At 72.5% G+C, this 14,922-nt stretch carries 15 protein-coding genes; 3 read left to right on the top strand and 12 right to left on the bottom strand.

The window, feature by feature from the left end; genetic code table 11:
- Window positions 1-253: 253 nt before the first annotated feature.
- The 3 genes from ACYVLT_RS15040 to ACYVLT_RS15030 all read right to left on the bottom strand — a co-directional run bounded on the left by ACYVLT_RS15040 (window position 254) and on the right by ACYVLT_RS15030 (window position 3,556).
- On the bottom strand, window positions 254-1,186 hold the full coding sequence (locus ACYVLT_RS15040) for a hypothetical protein (RefSeq protein ID WP_461120791.1): 933 nt from the start codon (window positions 1,184-1,186) through the stop codon (window positions 254-256).
- A gap of 198 nt (window positions 1,187-1,384) precedes the next feature.
- Entirely contained in the window at window positions 1,385-2,671 is a 1,287-nt protein-coding gene (locus tag ACYVLT_RS15035) for a HEAT repeat domain-containing protein (RefSeq protein ID WP_461120790.1), read from the bottom strand.
- Window positions 2,672-2,746: 75 nt separating this feature from the next.
- On the bottom strand, window positions 2,747-3,556 hold the full coding sequence (locus ACYVLT_RS15030) for a lipase family alpha/beta hydrolase (RefSeq protein WP_461120789.1): 810 nt from the start codon (window positions 3,554-3,556) through the stop codon (window positions 2,747-2,749).
- A 144-nt stretch (window positions 3,557-3,700) separates the two neighbouring features.
- On the opposite strand from ACYVLT_RS15030, the gene ACYVLT_RS15025 reads away from it, so the two are divergent.
- Complete coding sequence (locus ACYVLT_RS15025) at window positions 3,701-5,089, top strand: WS/DGAT/MGAT family O-acyltransferase (RefSeq protein WP_461120788.1); 1,389 nt, start codon at window positions 3,701-3,703, stop codon at window positions 5,087-5,089.
- Here the strand turns inward: ACYVLT_RS15025 and ACYVLT_RS15020 are convergent.
- Window positions 5,070-5,291, bottom strand: a complete 222-nt coding sequence (locus ACYVLT_RS15020) for a hypothetical protein (RefSeq protein WP_461120787.1) — start codon at window positions 5,289-5,291, stop codon at window positions 5,070-5,072. The two genes, ACYVLT_RS15025 and ACYVLT_RS15020, sit on opposite strands and share 20 nt — an antisense overlap.
- Window positions 5,292-5,381: 90 nt before the next feature.
- Here ACYVLT_RS15020 and ACYVLT_RS15015 point away from each other — a divergent pair, with 90 nt between their 5' ends.
- The gene (locus tag ACYVLT_RS15015; protein WP_461120786.1) at window positions 5,382-6,242 is read left to right on the top strand and encodes a helix-turn-helix domain-containing protein; all 861 of its coding nucleotides are present in this window, start codon (window positions 5,382-5,384) and stop codon (window positions 6,240-6,242) included.
- Complete coding sequence (locus tag ACYVLT_RS15010; protein ID WP_461120785.1) at window positions 6,239-6,424, top strand: DUF397 domain-containing protein; 186 nt, start codon at window positions 6,239-6,241, stop codon at window positions 6,422-6,424. Before ACYVLT_RS15015 ends, ACYVLT_RS15010 begins: the two co-directional genes overlap by 4 nt.
- Here the strand turns inward: ACYVLT_RS15010 and ACYVLT_RS15005 are convergent.
- The 8 genes from ACYVLT_RS15005 to ACYVLT_RS14970 all read right to left on the bottom strand — a co-directional run bounded on the left by ACYVLT_RS15005 (window position 6,402) and on the right by ACYVLT_RS14970 (window position 14,811).
- The gene (locus ACYVLT_RS15005) at window positions 6,402-7,289 is read right to left on the bottom strand and encodes an alpha/beta fold hydrolase (protein WP_461120784.1); all 888 of its coding nucleotides are present in this window, start codon (window positions 7,287-7,289) and stop codon (window positions 6,402-6,404) included. The genes ACYVLT_RS15010 and ACYVLT_RS15005 overlap by 23 nt on opposite strands.
- A 5-nt stretch (window positions 7,290-7,294) precedes the next feature.
- Window positions 7,295-8,152: an LLM class flavin-dependent oxidoreductase gene (locus ACYVLT_RS15000; RefSeq protein ID WP_461120783.1), complete on the bottom strand. Its 858-nt coding sequence runs from the start codon at window positions 8,150-8,152 to the stop codon at window positions 7,295-7,297.
- Between the two features lie 27 nt (window positions 8,153-8,179).
- Complete coding sequence (locus ACYVLT_RS14995) at window positions 8,180-8,626, bottom strand: hypothetical protein (protein ID WP_461120782.1); 447 nt, start codon at window positions 8,624-8,626, stop codon at window positions 8,180-8,182.
- 104 nt (window positions 8,627-8,730) lie between these two features.
- Window positions 8,731-9,144: a hypothetical protein gene (locus tag ACYVLT_RS14990; protein WP_461120781.1), complete on the bottom strand. Its 414-nt coding sequence runs from the start codon at window positions 9,142-9,144 to the stop codon at window positions 8,731-8,733.
- 27 nt (window positions 9,145-9,171) lie between these two features.
- Window positions 9,172-10,380, bottom strand: a complete 1,209-nt coding sequence (locus ACYVLT_RS14985) for a CHAT domain-containing protein (protein WP_461120780.1) — start codon at window positions 10,378-10,380, stop codon at window positions 9,172-9,174.
- Complete coding sequence (locus ACYVLT_RS14980) at window positions 10,374-12,524, bottom strand: hypothetical protein (RefSeq protein WP_461120779.1); 2,151 nt, start codon at window positions 12,522-12,524, stop codon at window positions 10,374-10,376. The genes ACYVLT_RS14985 and ACYVLT_RS14980 overlap by 7 nt, the downstream gene beginning before the upstream one ends.
- Entirely contained in the window at window positions 12,521-13,543 is a 1,023-nt protein-coding gene (locus tag ACYVLT_RS14975) for a hypothetical protein (RefSeq protein ID WP_461120778.1), read from the bottom strand. Before ACYVLT_RS14975 ends, ACYVLT_RS14980 begins: the two co-directional genes overlap by 4 nt.
- Window positions 13,540-14,811 carry an alginate export family protein gene (locus ACYVLT_RS14970; RefSeq protein ID WP_461120777.1) on the bottom strand — a complete coding sequence of 424 codons (1,272 nt, stop codon included), beginning with the start codon at window positions 14,809-14,811 and terminating at the stop codon, window positions 13,540-13,542. The genes ACYVLT_RS14975 and ACYVLT_RS14970 overlap by 4 nt, the downstream gene beginning before the upstream one ends.
- Window positions 14,812-14,922: the final 111 nt, after the last annotated feature.

Below are 14,922 nucleotides of genomic sequence, written 5' to 3'. Positions count from 1 at the left end.
GAGTCCTACCTCCAGCCCGCGCGAGTCCTACCTCCAGAACGCGCGTGTCCTACGTTCAGAACGCGCGTGTCCTACGTTCAGAACGCGAGAGTCCTACGTTCGGAACACGCGTGTCCTACGTTCGCGTACCCCGAGTTCAACGCTCAGAACAGTCGATCTTGTTCTGAACGTTGAACTCGGGTGTTCTGAACGTAGGACACGCGTGACGCGAACGTAGGACTCGCGCGGGGTGGGGGTTGGACTCTCGGGTGGGTTAGCGGTAGGCGTTGCGGGTGTAGGTCAGGCTGAACGTGCCGCGGTTGGCGAAGTAGACCGAGACCAGGTAGGCGGGGTCGGTGGCGAGCATGCCGCGCTGGAGGTCGCTGCCGTCGTTGCCGTCGTCCCAGCCCCAGGCGGTGTTCGCCGAGTTGTCCTTGCCGTTGTCACCGCGGAACGTGCCCCAGCTCGCGAACGTCGTCGAGCTGTTGCGCTGCGCCCACAGGCCGCCGGCGGCGAAGGTGTCCACGAGCCGGTAGCCGACCGAGCGGTCGTTCCCGCCCGACGGCACCTCGCCGGTCGCGCTCGGCACGTACACCACGCCGTCGCCGCCCGGGAACTCCGCGCCGTTCCACGCGTACAGGCCGTGCCCCTTGGCCTCCTGGCGCGTGGTCGGCCGGGTGCCCTGGAGCCGCAACGTGCCGTCGACACCCTCGCGCCCGGACGTGAACGTGCTGCCGGCCGGGACGTACGAGTAGAAGTCGCTGTGCGCCACCGTCACCACGGCTTCGAGCTTGCCGTAGGTCGAGCCGTCCTTGCGGACGGTCGCCAGCAGGCCTTCCATGTCATTCTCATGGGTGAACTGCTCGAACGGGTCGGCGAAGTCCTCCCAGTCGCGCGGGTGGTAGAAGCTGTAGACCAGGAACCAGTGGGTCGAGGTCTCCACGACCGAGTAGTACGCGGCACCGGTGAGCCTGGCCAGCGAGTCGTCCTGGGCCTCCCAGTTGTCCAGCGTGTTCCACTCGCCGTCGAAGTCCACAGTGGACAGGTAGTCGGCGTCGTAATCGGACGAGTCGGTGTCCTGGTAGTGCACCGGCGCCCAGTAGTAGGCGAGTTCGGCGTCGGTCGCCGCGTGCGCGGGGGTCGTGAGGAACGTCGAGAGCGTGACGGCCGCGAACAGGGACGCGACGATCTTGCGTGCAGGGGACATGCTCCACCTCCGTCAGGGTTGCCCGTCGGAGCCAACGGGCCGCGCTGAACCCTGGGGTGAAGAGGTGGTCAACACAAGGGGTGAATCAGGTGATCGTTTCCGGTGACGAGCCCGTTGTGGTGGAGGAAGGTTCGGGACACCGCAGTCCGCGTTTCGCCGGTCGGAGCCGAGACCGGTCCACTGAGGATGGTCGAGGCGTCAGTGGGGGTGGGGGTGCTGGGTGGAGGCTTGCCAGGAGTTGAGGATGCGGTGGAAGGCGGCGCGTTCCAGCTGGTCGGAGGTGGTGTCGAGGCGGGCGCGCACGGCGGGGAGGAGGGCGTCGGCGTGGTCGCGCATCGCGGTGAGGACTTCGTCCAGGGGCGGTGGTGACCACGGGCGCGTTCGCGGTTGCGCGGTCAGGCCGAGGCGAGGACCGGACAGCCGTTGCCGCAACGGTTCCACGGCGCGAACGTCACCCAGCAGGGCGAGTGCGGTCAGCGCGGCGTCGGCGGCGGGCAGGTAGACGTCCCGTGCGGCGAGGGCCAGGTCGTCGGCGAACGGGCCGAGGTCGTAGGTGACGGCGGGCGGGGTGGGGTCGGTGGGGGTGCCGGCGGGCGGGGTTTGGGTGGAGGCGAGCAGGGATGCGGCCAGGCGGCGGTTTTCCGGTTCCTCGTCGGGCAGGCGGTCGGCGATCAGGGGTAGGAGGTCAGCATCGAGGAGTGGGGGCGAGGACCAGAGGGCGCCGGCGCGGATGTCCGGGTCCGGGTGGTCCAGCAGGCCGGCGACGAGCGTTCGGCGGGTAGCTCGGTCGTCGCCCAGTTCCCGGTTGAGCCACCACACGACAGCCGACGGGCGTGGGCTGCCCACGCACCAGGTGTCCGCCCAGCCGCTCACGTCGGCGAAGCCGTCCAGCAACGAGCGCGCGTCCGTCGCGATCCCCAAGCGCCACAGCCCGGCTGCCGCGGCCAGCCGAACGGTCGGGTCGGGCAGCAGGCCGGTCAGCCAGGAGCGGGCGGCGGGGTCGGCGTGGTGTGCGGTGGCGACGACCAGGCCCAGCCGGGCCGGGAGGTCGGGTTCGACGGCGAACCTGTCGCGCAGGTGTGGCCACACGTCGTGCCCTCGTGCCTGCGCCAGCGGGAACGTGACCATCCGCCGGACTTCCACGTCCGAGTCGCCGAGCAGGCGCAGCAAACGTGGCACGGCCGCGGCCCACGCCGGTGGCCACGCCTCGTGCACGGCGTGCGGTTCGGCGGTCCGGGCGGTGTGGGCGAGGTCGCCGACGGTGTCGACGACCGCCGTGCGGACCGTGATGGTCGGGTCTTCGGCCAGGTCGAGCAGGGCGGGCAGGAGTGCGGGCGCGGCCGAGTACACGGCTTCACCGTTGTGGTAGACGTTGGCGTTCAGCTCGCCGATCGCGGCCGGCGCGGCCACCGGATCGCGGACCTGCGCCAACAGGTCCGGCACGTCGGTCGCCAAGCCGTAGGCGTGTTCCAGCTGGTCCCACACTCACCGAACCCTAGACCGGACGGACGTCGGAGGCCGGCGAGATTCGGGCGTGCGGGATCCGGGGCGGTCGGGTGGTCAGGACTCGGGGAACATGCGGGCCATGCCCGGTGGTGGGGTGAACGGGTGCCAGCGGTTGCGGCGTTGGGAGAGGCGGTCGGCGATCACCCACAGGACGGTGGCGTTGTGGCCGTAGCCGAGGTGGCTGGAGGCGACCGCGACGTTCTCGCACCGCGCGGCGGGCGTGGAGATGCACGTCTGCCACGCCACGATGCCGTCCGACTTCGAGTACACCGACGTCGACGGCACGGGGAACGGCGGCCGGGTGTGCTCGGGCGGCGGCATGTCCGCGCCCGAGACGTAGAACCTGGCCAGCAGGCGGTACACCGGGTTCACCCTGGTCTGCCGCAGGTCGGTCATCGCGTACGGGCTGCCCAGCGTGATCACCTGGCGCACCATGCCGGGGTGCTCGCGGGCGAGTTCGCGGCCGAAGATGCCGCCCAGCGACCAGCCGACGATGCTCACCTTGCCGCCGACGGTCAGCTCCCGCAGCAACTCCCGCATCCCGCGCACGACCTCGACCGACGGACCGATGTTCAGCCCCAGGCCCCAGCCGTGCACGTCGTAGCCCAGGCTCGTGAGGAACCTGCGCAGCGTGGCGGTCGAGCCGTCGTTCGCGCCGAGGCCCGGCAGCACGAGGACGGTGTGGCCGTCGCCGCTCGGTGCGGCGCGCAGCAGCGACCGGGTGGCCGCGAAGTGGCCGATGCCCACCGCGGCCCGGGTCGGCTCGGTCAGGTACCAGAGCAGGCCGGGCGCGGGCCCCGGCTCGGGCACCGGCACTTCGTGCAGGTCAGGGTGATCCGGTGGGACGTGCGGCAGTGCTGACATGGCCCCTCCCCCGCTCCGCGTCGAGCGCGACCCCGAGTAACCATGATGTTTCGTGGCGGTTGATTCCGCCAGTACCGGCAGGTCTCGGTTCTTGCGCAGCGGCTGCTCTGGACCGCCGGGACGGCACGGGCCTACGGTCGGGCGATGGACCGGATGAGCGCCATGGACGCGGGTTTCTTCTTCATCGAGGACGAGAACGTGCCCATGCACGTCGGGTCGGTCCTGGTGTTCGAGGGTCCGGCGCCGTCGTACGGGGACGTGGTGCGGCTGTTCGCGGCCAAGCTCGGCAACGTGCCGCGTTACCGACAGCGGGTGAAGGCGCTCCCGCTGCACGTCGGCCGCCCGGTGTGGGTGGACGACGAGCACTTCCAGATCCTGTACCACGTCCGACACACCGCCGTGCCGTCGCCGGGTGCGGACGACCAGCTCCGCAACCTCGCCGGACGGCTCTTCGCGCAACGCCTCGACCTCGCCAAGCCGCTGTGGGAGGTCTGGTTGGTGGAGGGTCTGGAGGACGGTCGGTGGGCGATCATCTCCAAGGTCCACCACTGCCTGATCGACGGGGTCGCGGGCAGTGACCTCATGCAGGTGCTGCTGGACTGGCGTGAGGACGCGCCACTGCCCGAGCCGGTGCGGTGGCAGCCCGACGTCAACCCGTCGACCTTGGACCTGGTCGTGGACGGTGTGCGCGACGCGGTGTTGACGCCGATCACGCACCTGGCCAAGTTCCCGGCGTTGGCCAGGCGGTTGCGCAGCGGTTCGGAGGTGGTCGACTTCGGCCGAGCCGTGCTGGGCAGCCTGCCGACGACCGCCCGCCGGCTCGCCGCCGGCACGCCGAAGACCTTGAACGGGCCGATCGGGCCGCACCGGCGGTGGGTGTGGGCCAGGGCGGACCTCGCCGAGATCAAGAACGTTCGCCGGGTCACCGGTGGCACGGTGAACGACGTCATCCTCGCGGCGGTGACGCGCGGTTTCCGCGACCTGCTCGCCAAGCGCGACGACCTGGCCGACGGTCAGGTGGTGCGCAGCATGGTGCCGGTGTCGATGCGGTCGGCCGCCGAACGCGGCGTGCTGAACAACCGGGTCAGCGCTGTCCTGGTGAACCTCCCTGTCAGTGAGTCGGACCCGTTGGAACGACTGGCGTCGATCCGGGCTCAGATGGACGACCTCAAGAGCAGCCGTCACGCGGCGGGCGCGGACGTGCTCACGAACCTGTCGAACTTCGCCGCACCCACCCTGCTGGCGCTGGGTTCGCGCACCGCCATGAGGTTTCCGCAGCAACTGCTGCAGACCGTCACGACGAACGTCCCCGGTCCCCGCATCCCGTTGTTCATGCTGGGCAGGCGGCTGTCCGAGATCTACCCGTACGTGCCGATCGCCAGCACCATGCGGATCAGCGTCGGCATCTTCTCCTACCTCGACCAGATCACCTTCGGCATCAACGCGGACTTCGACGGCGTGCCGGACGTCCAAGTGCTCGCCGACGGGATCCGCGCGGGGTTCGACGAACTGGTCACGGCGACCGCGAGCTGAGGCGGTCGGCCGCCACCGCACCCGCCAACTCGACCGCCTCCGCCGCCGCCTCGCTGATCTTGGTCAACGCCCGTGGATCGACGTACAGCTCCACGTCCTGACCGATCTTGAACACCACCGCACCTCCTCCCGGCTCCACCTCGTAGTTGATCCACACGTCACTCGGCACCTGCGCCCACAGGTGCACCTGCGCCCGGCTCATGTCCCAGCCTCCCCTTCTCCGCCCTCTGCTATGATCGTGCCGAGAAGTGGTAATATTAGCAACTAGCACAACCCGATCGGGTGATGAATCATGACCTTGTCGCCATCCGTGTCAGGCTGGGAACTGGGCCTGCGCCTGCGCGAACGCCGCGAGCTCATGGACATCACGGCGGTGTCGGCCGGACAGGCGATCGGCACCAGCCAGTCCTACATCTCGGGCGTCGAGAGCGGGAAGCTCAAGATCAACGCCCGCAAGCTGGCCGAGCTCGCCGCCGTGCTGGACTTCGACGAGGCCGAGGTCGAGGAGTTGCAGGAACTGCGCGAGGTGGCGGCCAAGCGCGCGTGGTGGAGTTCGTACTCGGCGATGTTCAGCGCCGAGGTGTTGCGCTACTTCGGCTTCGAGGCGGGCGCGGAGAGCATCCGCGCCTACAGCGCGGGCATGATCACCAGCCTGCTCCAGACCGAGGACTACGCCATGGCCATCATGAACGGTGGCGCGCCGAGCATCCGGCTCGCGGAGGCCAACCGCCGGGTCGAGGTCAGGATGAAGCGCCAGGAGCGACTCGCGGGCGACGACCCGATCCGGCTCACCACGGTGATCACCGAGTCGGGCCTGCGCCAGATGGTCGGCGGCCGGGAGGTCATGGCGGCACAGCTGCGGCACCTGGCGGCCGAGATCGACCGGCGCCCGGACACGCTCGACGTGCGGATCGTGCCGTTCAGCGCCGACTACCACAACGCCATCGGCGGATCGACCTTCTACATCCTCGGCTTCGCCAGCAGCAGGCTGCCCGACCTGGTGTGGCAGGAGACCGTGTCGACCACCGATCTGATCGATCAACCCATGCGGATCCGCGAGTACAGTCTGGCTCACGGCCAGGCCATGGACTACGCGCTCGACCGGGTCCAGTCGCGCGACCTGATCGAGCAGATCGGCAAGGAGATCGAGTGAACCCGATCAACCGCACCGGTTGGTTCAAGTCCAGTCGCAGCGCGGAGAACCCGGCTTGCGTCGAGGTCCGGTTCGTGCCCGATGCGATCGACGTCCGCGACTCCAAGAACCCCACCGGGCCGGCGCTGTCCTTCCCCCGTTCCGCGTGGCGGGGCTTCGTCACCCGGGCAACCAGTCCTTGATCCGCTCGGCCACCACCTGCGGCACCTCCAGCTGCGGCACGTGGCCGACGCCCTCCAGGACCTCGAACCGCCACGACGGGTTGCGGCGGGCCGCCTCACGGGCCGACGCCACGGGCACCAAGCGGTCCTTCTCCCCCGCCATCAGGTACACCGGCACGCGCACCCTGCTCATCGCCGTGTAGTACCGCCGGCTGGTCGCGCCCGTCCACACCACCGAACGCGCGGCGGCCAGGAACGCCTCGTCCAGGCCGGGCACCTCCGCGCGCTGCTCCAGCAGCGACATCGACGCGAGGACCATCTCCTCCGGCACCAGCTTCGGGTTGGCGCAGACCAGGTTCAACACCCGCTTGACCTGGCGGCGCGTCGACACCCCGGCCCGCGACTTCGCCAGGAACCACTGCCCCAGCCCCGGGATGGCGTACATCGCGAACGCCGCCGTCACCTGCGGGTCCAGCCGGACGCCGAACGGCAGCGGCAGGGCCGGGTCGAGCAGGGCCAGCGCCGTCACGGTCGACGGGCGGCGCGCGGTGTGCAGGATCGAGATCATCGCGCCCATGGAGTTGCCGACGAGCACGACCGGCTCGCCGACGACCTCGGCCAGGAACCGCTCCAGCAGCCGGGCGTTGGCGGGCACCGTGGTGGTGCGCCCCTCCGGGTGGGTGAGCCCGAACCCGGCCAGGTCGACGGCCAGCACGCGGTGCCGGTCGACCAGGTGCGGCGCGAGCAGGCACCAGTTCAGGTGCGACCCGCCCAAGCCGTGCACGAGCACCACCGGCGGCCCGTCGCCGCCGAAGTCGACGTAGTGCACCGGGCCGTCCAGGTCGACGTACCGGCTCGTCCCGCCCCAGTGGTCGAGTGTGGTCATACCGGTCAGTATGTCGCGGCGGAGCGGCCGCCCGGACCGGGGTCCTCGATCCCGTCCCGACGGCGGCTCGACGGCGGCCCGGCGGCGATCCGGTCGCGCATGGCGTCGACGGTGGTCTCCCAGTCCGACTCGATCCACCAGGTCGCGCCCGCGTCGGCCCACTCCCCCACGTCGGTCGCCTTGCCCTCGGCGACCACGTCGTAGGTCTCCCACGGCAGCCCGAGCGACGTGCGGGCCTCCCGCGCCTGCGCCACCACCACCGCCAGCTCCGCCGGGTCCGCCACCCCGCGCGCCTCACCACCGTCGATCACGTTGGGCAGCAGCCCGTCCCAGGCCACCGCCCGCCGCATCGAGACCGGACGTCCGAGCGCGCCCACCACCCACACCGGCACCCGGGGCCGCTGCACGGGCGGCGGCGGTGGGAAGAAGTCGGTTTCCCGCACGTCGTAGCGCCGGCCGGAGAACGAGAACGGCTGGCCGCGCATCAGCCCGTCGTACACCGCGAGCCCTTCGTCGAGCAGCAGCGCCCGTTCGGCCCGGCTGGTCTCGCGCTCGAACGCCGTCCACCCCGGGTGCAGCGCGCCGAGCCCGACCGACAGCTGCACCCGCCCGCCGGACAGCCGGTCCAGCGTCGCCACCTTGGACGCCACGTCCCACGGCTTGAACCGGGCCAGCGGCGTCAGCATCGTCCCCAGCCGCAACGACGAGGTGCGCATCGCCGCCGCGGTCAGCGCGACCCAGGCGTCCACGCCCCACACGGCCTCGGCGAGGAACACACCGTCCCAGCCGCACTCCTCGGCCAACGACGCGCACGACGCGACGTCCGGCGCGTCGAAGAACGGAAGCACGATCCCGCAACGCATGGGTGCAGCGTCGCACACCTCCGCCGCTCACACGGGCACCCCCGATCCGGTGGCCACCCGCGCCAGGTCGTCACCACGCCTGTCGAGCAGGGTGTCCGCGGTCCGCCGCGCCCACGGTCGCAGCGCCTCGACCTGCGGTGTGGTGAACGCCTTGGCGACCAGCCGGCGGACCCGGTTGAGCGCGGGCGGGTCCATCAGGTTGATCGCCTCGCGCTGGGCGGTGGGCGCCGGGGTGATGCGCGGGAAGTCCCGCCCGATCAGCGCGGCCCGGCTGAACCTCCGGTCCGAGGTGACCGCCCGGACCTCGTCGTGGCGCGTCACGAGCCAGGCCTCGCCCTCCCCGTACGGCAGGCGGACCTTGACGACCGGCGCCTCGCCCCGCATCCGGGTCATGAACGGGTCGGGCGCCAAGGCCTCGTCGTGGCGGAGAGGACAGCTCGGCACGGCCTCGCGGTCGTGCGCTCGGACGTTCACCAGGACGTTCCCCTCCGGGCGGCGGGGAAACTCGTCCTCCCATCGGACACGCTGCTCCGCCGCGACGTCCCGGCCGATGGAGCGCGGGTCCCGTCCGGCCCCTCTCAGGACATGGGCGTGAAGACGCACTCGTAACCGGTTTTCATGCCCGGCTTGTGAGTGGCGGCCATCCAGAACTCGCCGGGGCGCACGACGCCTCCCACGTAGCCGTAGGAGCTGACGTAGCCGACGCTCGTGGTGGGCGGGCTCTCCGGCCCGACGAGCAGCCGCACCCGTGCCGTGCGCCCGGTGACGAAGTACACGGCCACGTAACCGAACGTGGTGGCCTGGTAGACGGTGTCCAGCGCGGCCCGGTGGCGGGGCAGGCCGATCCCGTGCTCGTGCGGCCGCGCGTACCGCCCCCTGTCGTCGGCGAGCCTGCCCAGCAGGCCGCTCAGCTGCTCGACGCGGTCCTCCAGCTCCTGCACCCTGGCGTACAGCGCCTCATCCCTCGACGCTTGGTCCTCCGGCACGGCCACGTCCACACCCCCGTTTGCTCGACGACGTCATGAGCCGCCCGACGCCCGGTTCCCGACCCGACGGCGAGGTGGCGCCCAGGTGGTGGTGAACGCGGCCCACACCAGCGGCGAGCAGGTCGGGTCGCCCGTGTCCTCCCACCGGCCGGCGGCGGCGCGTTGCCAGTCGTTGAGCGCGGTCACCGGGTCGTCGGCGCGGTGGGCGGCGTCGATGGCCAGCACGGTGGGTGCGAGGACGGGGGTCGGCGGGAAGCCGGGGACCAGTCGGCGCAACCCCTCGTCGGTCGGCAGCGTCCACCTCGTCGCCGTCACGTGCTCCGCGCCGCCGTGCACCATGGCCGTGACCAGCCCGGACGGTTCCGCGAACCGGACGTCGCCGCCGCTCTCGCACGCCACCAGGGCCACCCGGGCGGGTATCCGCCACGGGCGCACCGGACCCGGCCGGTGGCCCAGCACGATGTCGGCGGCGGTCAGGGGCCGGTGCGCGCCGAGCGGTGCGGCCCGGCCCGTGGTGCCGGCGGTGCAGGACAGGTGCAGGCGTGCGTCCAGCCCGTGGTCGCCGGTGGTGACGTGGCCGACGTACAGCAGGCGCGAGGCGGTCGCCAGGGCTCGTTCGAGGTGGTCGCGGTCGATGTCGTCGCGGCGCACGCCACCGCCGAGCGCGGCCAGTTCCGGGGTGGGGTGGCCCAGGACGGAACCCAGGCCGGAGTTGTCGGCGAACCCCGGCACGACGGGGTCCAGCACGCCGACGACCGTCCCTTGTGGATCGAACGGGGTCACGTGGCGGGTTTCGGCGTTGCCGACCGTGGCGGGTGGCAGCACGGAGATGGTGGTGTCGTGCACCGCGCGTCGGCGTTCGTCGATCCGCAGCGCTTCCCAGGGCACCAGGGCGGTCGACGGGGACGGCTGCACGCGCAGGTGCGGGCGGAGGCCCCGGGTGAGGAAGGAGTTCAGCTCGACGGCCAGCCGGTGCGGGATCAGCGCCCGTGCCATCCGGGTCGCCAGGTCCAGTTCACGTTCGTGGTCGACCAGTGGGCCGTGGGTGAGCGAGCGTCGCAGGGCCTCGTCGGAGGTCTCCCCCGGCAACGGCGACGGCACGGCGGCGGCCCACTCGTCCAGCGTGCCCTGCACGAGTTCGCGCGGCACGACCACGACGCGCGGTTCGGCTGGTTCGTGCTCCCACCGCCACGACACGTAGAGGTCGCCCGCGTCCACGAGTTTGAGCTGCACGGTCACCACGACGCCACCGCCCGTTCCGATCGCACCGGGAAGCCGTAGCGCTGCTCGGCCAGGTCGATCCAGGCGTCCAGCGCGGTTCGCTCGGTCGGGTCGACCCGGACCCTCGGTGGCAGCTCGAAGCCGGTGACGGGGAAGGCGGGGTCGGTGCCCGTGGCGAGGCCGACGGCGGCGTGGGGCAGGTGGTCCGCGGCGGGCTGGGGCTGGGGCTGGGGCTGGGGCAACATCACCAGCTCACCGCGTTCCAGTGCGATGGGGATGGCGCCTTCGGCGTGCAACGACACCGCGCCCGCGATGTGGTCGACGTACTCGGCGGCCAGGTTCGTGTCCTGCACCGCCCGGATGGCGAGGAACGCCGAGCGGGTGGCGGGTGCGCAGGCCAGGGCAACCCAGCGTTCCCGCAGGGGGCCGTGCGCGAACCGCTGCCGCACGGCTTCCGACGCCAGTGCGGCGGGTAGCGCGAGGTCCAGCGCCCTGCGGCTGAGCTGGTGGCGTTCGTCGCCGGTCACCGCCGCGGCCCTGCGCACCAGGGCGTCCGCGCGCCACCACGCCATGCCCAGCGCGACGTGCCACAGCCCGGCTGACTCGCACACCTCGGCCGCCTCGGCGTAGCAGGACTCGGCCGCGACGAAGTCCTGGGCCGACTCCAAGGCTGATCCGCGCACCTGGTGCAACGCCAACGTTTCCAGCGGGGACGCCGTTTCGAGCAGTGTGAGGGCGCGGTCCGACAACGCGAGGGCTTCTCGTGGTCGGCCGCGCAGGACGGCGACGGCCGCACGACCGTGCAGGCACGCCGCAAGGCGGCGGGGGTCGTCGGCGAGCAGGGCTTCCGCTTCGTCGTACAGCGCGTCGGCGCGGTCGCCGTCCGAGGCCAGGTAGGCCAGGCGTGCGGAGCTGAGCAGGGCGGTCGCAACGCCTGCGACGTCACCGGTGGCCGCGCTGAGGTCGCGGGCCAGGGCGAGGTGTTCGGTGGCGCCGGGCAGGTCGCCGGTCGCGCTGGTGATCTCGGCCGCGGTGAGGTGGACGGACGCGGCCAGCTCGGGCGCGGCCGAGTAGGCGAGGTCCAGGGCGATCCGCGCTTCGTCGACCGCCTCGGCGAACCACCCGCCGGTGGCGAGCACGCGGGCGCGGGTGGCGCGGACGGTGGCCTCGGACGACTCGCCGCCCTCGGCCGCCGTCACGATGCCGATGGCCTCGTCCAGGTCCGCCAGCGCTTCGGGCAGCCGCGTCTGCGAGTGGTGCGCCGCGGCACGGGACACCAACGCGTTCACCAGGACCGCAGCCGAGCCGTGGGCGTCACCGACGACCGCCGACGCGGCCCTTGCCGCCTCGATCGCTTCGGTGCTCCAGCGCGCGGCGTCCTGGGGGTGGTCGGCGACTCCCGCGAGGTTGCCCGCGGCGCCGGCGCGGCACACCAGAGCCTCCACGTCGTCCTCGTCGGACTCTGGTCGGGCGGGCAGAGCAGGCTCGGTTCGGGTGAGGGTTTCACGGTAGGCGGCTTCGAAGGCCGCCTTGGCGGCGGTTCTGTCGCCTGCCGCCAGCAGCACCGCGCCCTCGGCGTTCAGTTCCACGAACCGCCGCCATCGGGGGCCGAGCGGTTGCCCGCCCGGATTGTCGGACAGCACCCGGTACATCGCCGCACGCCGCTCGTCGCCGGCCTCGTCGGCGAGGAGCGCCAGGTTGGTGTACAGGTTCTCCAGGTACTCCGGCGCGTGCCGCGCGGCCAGGCCGACCGCATCGGCGGCTTCCGCCTCCGCCTCCGCGAGGCGGCCCGCCATCATCAGCAGCCCGACACGGGTGTTGCGGAGCACCACCTGCTGCGCGGGCTCGGCCTCCGCCAGCGCCGCCTCGACGTCCCGCCACGCCTCGTCCCACCGGTCCAGCCACGGCAGCAGGTCCGCGCGGGACGCGATGGCCACGGCCTTGAGCGGCCCCGTCACCGTCGCGATCGCCTCGGTCAGCAGGTCCGCGGCGTGCTGCCGTTCACCCGACAGGTCGACCACGTGCGCCAGGTTCACCAGGACCCGCGCCCGGTCGTCCGGGGACGACGCGGCGAGTGCCGCTTCGAGCGCCGCCCGCGCGCCGACCACGTCACCGGAGCCGGCGAGCCGGACGCCTTCGTCGTTCAGCTCCGACCAGTCGCTCACCGCGCCCTCCGCTCGGTGAGGGTCGCGGCCGGCGAGGTGGTCCTGGACCGGGCGTAGGAGATGATCGCGGCACGACGCGGTTCGGCGCCCGGGTCGGGTGCGGTCGGGTCGAGTGCGGCCGGGTCGGCGAAGTCCGGTGCGTACACCGTCAGCACGCGCCGCTGCGGTGGCAGCAGCAGCACCGCCGCCGACACCGGCGTGGACCCGGTGATCCAGCCCGCCTCGTCGACACCGTCCAGCGCCACCTCGACCAGGTCGAACCGGGCCGCCAACCGGGCGCCGGGCCTCGGGCCGGGGACGACGGAAACCTCCAGCACCGTGCTCCCCCGCCGCCGCACGACGGCCCACCTGGCGGGCGCGGCGGCGTCCACCGCACCGTGCGGCACCAACGTCCAGTCCACTGTGGACGTGCCGGTCAGGGCCGTCGTGCCGCCGGGGCCGACGCCCCCGGCGGCCAGGGCGAACCCGGCCCGGCTCGGCACCTCGGCCGGCGCCAACGCCACTCCGTAGTCCTCGGCCAGCGCGATGACCTGCTCGGCCAACGCGCCCACGTCGGGATCGGACGTCGGCACGTCGAGGGACACGGCCGACCGCAGCGCCCGCTCGACCCCGTCCGGATCGTCCAGCAAGTGCTCCACAGTGGACAAGGCGACGACGAGTTCCGCGTGCAGCAGAACGGGGTCCAGTGGCGGCACGCCCGCCGTCACCGACGCGGGCCACCACGCCTCCGCCCAGTTCAGCTGTGCCGCCCGACGGCACGCGTCGCGGACCCGCCCATCACCGGGACCGGGCACCTCCACCTCCGCGGCACCGCCGAGGATCCCGTCCGCCGCCTCGCCGTACACCTCCCAGAGCCACTCGGACGCACGTTCCGGGTCGTGCACACGTGCGGCGGGCAGGGCGTCGTCGGCCAGGACGTCCCACGCGAGCAGGGCACCCGAGCACTCAAGCAGGGCCGCCACCTCGGGCGACGTGGGCCAGTCGCCGACGACGATGTCGGTACCGCGCGCCACCCTCATGCCACCGCCTCCCGCTCCAGCACCGAGCGCAACCGGTCGCGCTGGTCCAGGATCACCGACCGCAGCACGCCGTCCAGCACGTCCCAGACCTGGTCGAACGTCACGGTCTCGCGGCGCAGCTCGCGACCGTGCAGGCGGACCCACAGCCGCCTCAGGTACGCCTCGCGCACGCCGCGCACGTCCGCGCGCACCTCCGGCGGCACGGCCGTCGACATCCTGAGCACGCGGTGCACGTACGCCTCGCGTTCCCACCTCGACCGCAACCTGGCCGCGGCGGAACCCGGCTGACCCGCGGACGCGCCGGCGAGGTCGGCCGACGCGTCGCGGCCCATGACCAGGACCAAGCGGCTCTCCTCGTCGGCGAGCTGCCACGGCTCGGCCGAGCGGGTGATCTCCCGGCGCACCAACGTAGGCACGTCCGCCAGCCCGGCCCGCTGGAACGCGTTGGTCAGGGGCGCGAACAGGCGTTCCAGGATCGACCGGTCGAACGGCCTGGGCAGGTTCGCCTTCGACGCGGCACGCCCGAGCTCAGGTCGTGCGGGCACGTCACGCGCGGTCAGCCCTTGGGCCAGCGCCACGCCCGGCCGATCGTGGTCGGTCGCGCCCGCGGTGCCGGCCAGGCCCGTGACCAGCGCGTGGAACAGATCGCGGTCGGGCGTGACGGCACAGGTGGCCAGGAACCGGGCGGTCGCCGTCGGCGCGGACGAGGCGGCAGCGGACGAGGCGGGTGCGAACGGCCGGGCAGCGGCCCACGTCACCTCCAGCAACTCGGTCAGCTCACCCGCGTTGACCGGGTCGGTCAGGTGGTCGCGCAGCGCGGCGACGGTCGGCCCTTCCCGCTCGTGGACCTCCTCCAGCACGGCCGCGGCGACGTCGGCGGCGTCCGGGCCGGGTTCGCCGTGCGCCGTCGCCAACTCGAAGCAGCGTTGGAAGTAGAGGTCCTGCGGGTTGCCGTCGGTGATCCACCGGCGCCGGCGTTCCTTCTTCAGCACCACGAACCAGCTCGCGGTCGCGGCCAGCACCGGACCGGCGTCGGCGATGCGGGACACCAGGGCGTCGGCGTGCTCGGCGGCGACCGCGCCCGCGGCGAACTCCGGGTTGAGCACGGGTCGCAGGACGAGCGGGTCGAGGATCAGCTTCACCGTGCGGGTCAGCGGGCGACCCGCCGGGTTGCTCAGCGGCGCGACCGCGTCACCCAGCCCGGCCCACGCCCGCGCGACCAGCGAGCCGCGCGGAAGCGTCGCCGCGGCGGCTCGGGCGGTGCTCACCGGCCCGAGCCTAGACGAACCGGATCACCGCTGGTGGCGGACTCGCGCACCCGGTTCCTGGGACCGGTAGGCGAGGTTTGCGGCCGAAGCTCCTCCCATCACCACCGAACG

The sequence above is a fragment of the Saccharothrix stipae genome (genome assembly GCF_054781895.1).
The sequence above is the reverse complement of the archived record's forward strand: the minus strand, read 5'-3'. Positions and strand labels throughout refer to the sequence as shown.

What these genes read in the sequence shown, in the direction of transcription:
- ACYVLT_RS15040 (WP_461120791.1), bottom strand. Translation starts at nt 1,186, where the DNA reads ATGTCCCCTGCACGCAAGATCGTCGCGTCCCTGTTCGCGGCCGTCACG.
- ACYVLT_RS15030 (WP_461120789.1), bottom strand. Translation starts at nt 3,556, where the DNA reads ATGTCAGCACTGCCGCACGTCCCACCGGATCACCCTGACCTGCACGAA.
- ACYVLT_RS15025 (WP_461120788.1), top strand. Translation starts at nt 3,701, where the DNA reads ATGGACCGGATGAGCGCCATGGACGCGGGTTTCTTCTTCATCGAGGAC.
- ACYVLT_RS15020 (WP_461120787.1), bottom strand. Translation starts at nt 5,291, where the DNA reads ATGAGCCGGGCGCAGGTGCACCTGTGGGCGCAGGTGCCGAGTGACGTG.
- ACYVLT_RS15015 (WP_461120786.1), top strand. Translation starts at nt 5,382, where the DNA reads ATGACCTTGTCGCCATCCGTGTCAGGCTGGGAACTGGGCCTGCGCCTG.
- ACYVLT_RS15005 (WP_461120784.1), bottom strand. Translation starts at nt 7,289, where the DNA reads ATGACCACACTCGACCACTGGGGCGGGACGAGCCGGTACGTCGACCTG.
- ACYVLT_RS15000 (WP_461120783.1), bottom strand. Translation starts at nt 8,152, where the DNA reads ATGCGTTGCGGGATCGTGCTTCCGTTCTTCGACGCGCCGGACGTCGCG.
- ACYVLT_RS14975 (WP_461120778.1), bottom strand. Translation starts at nt 13,543, where the DNA reads ATGAGGGTGGCGCGCGGTACCGACATCGTCGTCGGCGACTGGCCCACG.